Source organism: Methylopila musalis, from assembly GCF_042679725.1.
GTDB lineage: Bacteria > Pseudomonadota > Alphaproteobacteria > Rhizobiales > Methylopilaceae > Methylopila > Methylopila musalis.
In genome coordinates this window covers 1-2,839 of record NZ_JBHTMX010000273.1, presented here as the reverse complement: position 1 = coordinate 2,839, position 2,839 = coordinate 1, and the positions used below count along the sequence as shown (strand labels likewise).

Genomic DNA, 2,839 nt, shown 5'->3' with positions numbered 1-2,839 from the left:
CGGGCGGCGACACCCCCTCCGCGCCGCCGGACCCGGCCGCGGCGCAGGCGGCCGCGGGTCGGGCGGAAGGCGTCGCCGAACCCACCTTCGCCCGGCAGGTGGCGGAGTACACCCGCGGCGTGGCGGAAGAGGCGGCGAGCGTTATGGGCGCGACCGCCGTGTTCGTGAACGATCTCTCGAGCCTGTTCTCAGCCGGCGTCTCCGGCGCGGCCGTGGACTGGACCCGCGTGATCGCGGTGCTCGCCACCATCGGCGTCGCCTTCGGCGTCTTCGTCGGCCTGCGCGCCGTCGGCATCCCGTTCTACCGCGCCATCGGGCGGCGAGCCGCGCATCTGCGCTGGCCGCTCCGGATCCCGCTGTTCGTGGCGAGCGTGGTGGTGGACGCGCTGATGATCCTGATCGCCTGGGCGGTGGGCTACGTCTTCGCGCTCCAGTTCGGGACGACCGGGGTGATGAACATCCAGGAGGCGCTGTTCCTGAACGCCTTCCTGTTCGTGGAGATGGTGAAGGTCGCCATGCGCGCGGGTCTGTCGCCGAACCATAGGGCGCTGCGCCTGCTGCCGCTGTCGGACGAGACGGCGGCCTACTGGTACTTCTGGCTCAGCCGCATCGTCAGCGCGCTCGGCTACGCCTTCCTGTTCGTGGCGCCCATCGTCACCGCGGCGGTGTCGCCCGGCGCGGCGCAGGCGGTGCGGGTGGTGGTGGCCTTCGCGGCGCTGCTGATGGCCGTCGCCATCGTGCTCCAGAACCGGGAGCGGGTGCGGGCAGCCCTCGCGGGCGGCGCCGAGGCGACCCACAACGACGCCCTCTCCGCCTTCTACCGCCTGCTGGCGCGGCTGTGGCATCTGGCGGCGCTGGCGTGGCTGGTGGCGCTGTTCGTTGTCTGGCTCGCGAACCCGCAGGAGGCGCTGCCCTTCATGGCCGCCGCCACGCTGCAGACCGCGATCGCGGTGGCGGTGGGCGCGGCGGTGACGGCCTTCCTGTCGCGGCTGATCGCGGGCGGCATGCGGCTGCCGGCGGAGATGAAGGAGCGGCTGCCGCTGCTGGAGGCGCGGCTGAACGCCTTCGTCCCCGCCGTGCTGAAGGTCATGCGGGTGGTGGTGCTGCTCGGCGTGCTGATCGCGATCGCCCAGAGCTGGGCGCTGGTGGACTTCCTCGGCTGGCTCGGCAGCGAGGTCGGCGCGCGGGTCGCGACCTCGGCGATCTCCGCCGGCCTGATCGTGCTGATCGGGCTCGCCGCCTATCTCGCTATGTCGTCCTGGGTCGAGTACCGGCTGAACCCCAACGCGGGCGCGGCCCCGACCGCCCGCGAGCGCACCCTGCTCACGCTGTTCCGCAACGCCTTCACCATCGTGCTGGCGGTGCTGGTGGCGATGCTGGCGCTGTCGGAGATCGGCGTGAACATCGCGCCGCTGCTGGCGGGCGCGGGCGTGCTCGGCCTCGCGGTCGGCTTCGGCGCCCAGAAGCTGGTGCAGGACATCATCACCGGCGCCTTCATCCAGATCGAGAACGCCATGAACACCGGCGACAACGTCAAGATCGCGGGCGTGACCGGCACGGTGGAGCGGCTGACCATCCGTTCGGTCGGCGTGCGCTCCATCGACGGCGTGTACCACCTGATCCCGTTCTCGTCGGTGGAGACGGTGTCCAACGCCACCAAGCATTTCAGCTATCACATGGCCGAAATCGGCGTCGCCTACCGGGAGAGCGTGCCCGAGGTGAAGAAGGCCATGCAGGACGCCTTCGAGCGGCTGACGCGCACCGACCACGGCCCGTCGATCATCGGCGCGTTCGAAATGCACGGGCTCACCGTGTTCGGCGACAGCGCCGTCACCGTGCGCGCCCGCATCAAGACCGAGCCCGGCAAACAGTGGGCGCTCGGCCGCGCCTACAACGAGATCCTCAAGGAGATCTTCGACGATCGCGGCATCGAGATGCCCTACCCCCATGTCACGGTCTACATGGGCGAGGACCGCGACGGCTTCGCTCCGCCGCTCCGGATCGCGACCGACCGGGACGCGCCGCTGGTGCGGATCGAGACCCCGCCGGGGGCGGAGGCCACCGTCTCGCCCGCTCCGGACCGGCTGGACGGCCCGGCCGGCGACGACGGCCCCGCCTCGGGCTGATCCGCGCGGCGCCCGCTCTCGCGGCCATGTGGGGTGGCGCGCGAAGCAAATATGCTACTGTCCGCCCGCGAGAGACGCGCGGTCCAGCTCCGGGCCGCGCGTTCCCGCGTCAGCGCACGGGGGCGACCGGCCGATGACCAGTCCTTCGCCGACCGCCGCCACGACCCGCGAAGGGGGCCTCCCCGCGCCCGTGGACGATCGGACGATCGCGCAGCTCGAACGGGAGCTCGCCGAGGCGCGCCGCCGCCTGAACGCGGCCGCGGAGGAGCGGCGGGACGTGGAGACCGAGCGTCGCGGGGTCGACGCCATCTACGCCGCCTACATCGACAACACCCCCGACGGCGTCTTCCTCGTCTCGGTCGAGACGGACGGTCGGGTGCGGATCGAGACCGTCAACCGCGTGGTGGAGCGCGCGCTCGGACTGAAGCGCGACAGCGTGCGCGGCATGGCGCTGGGCGACGTGATGCCGGGCGCCGCCGCCCAGCGGCTGATCGCCAACATCGCCGACTGCGTCCAGAACCGCACGGCGCTGCGCTACGAGGAGACCGTGGACCTGCCCATCGGCGAGCGGGTCTACGAGGTCACGCTGACGCCGGTGACGGCGCCCGGCGCGCCGCCACGGGTGGTGGGCGCGGCCCGCGACCTCACCGACCGCCGCCACGCCGAGGAGCAGCTGCGGCAGGCGCAGAAGATGGAGTCGCTCGGCCAGCTCA

At 72.2% G+C, this 2,839-nt stretch carries 2 protein-coding genes; both read left to right on the top strand.

Going from position 1 to position 2,839, the window contains the following annotated elements:
* On the top strand, positions 1–2,126 hold a 2,126-nt coding region (locus ACFQ4O_RS16520), incomplete at its 5' end, for a mechanosensitive ion channel domain-containing protein (protein ID WP_378777302.1).
* Positions 2,127–2,259: 133 nt separating this feature from the next.
* Positions 2,260–2,839, top strand: a 580-nt coding sequence (locus ACFQ4O_RS16515; RefSeq protein WP_378777300.1) for a PAS domain-containing protein, incomplete at its 3' end; no start/stop codon positions are given.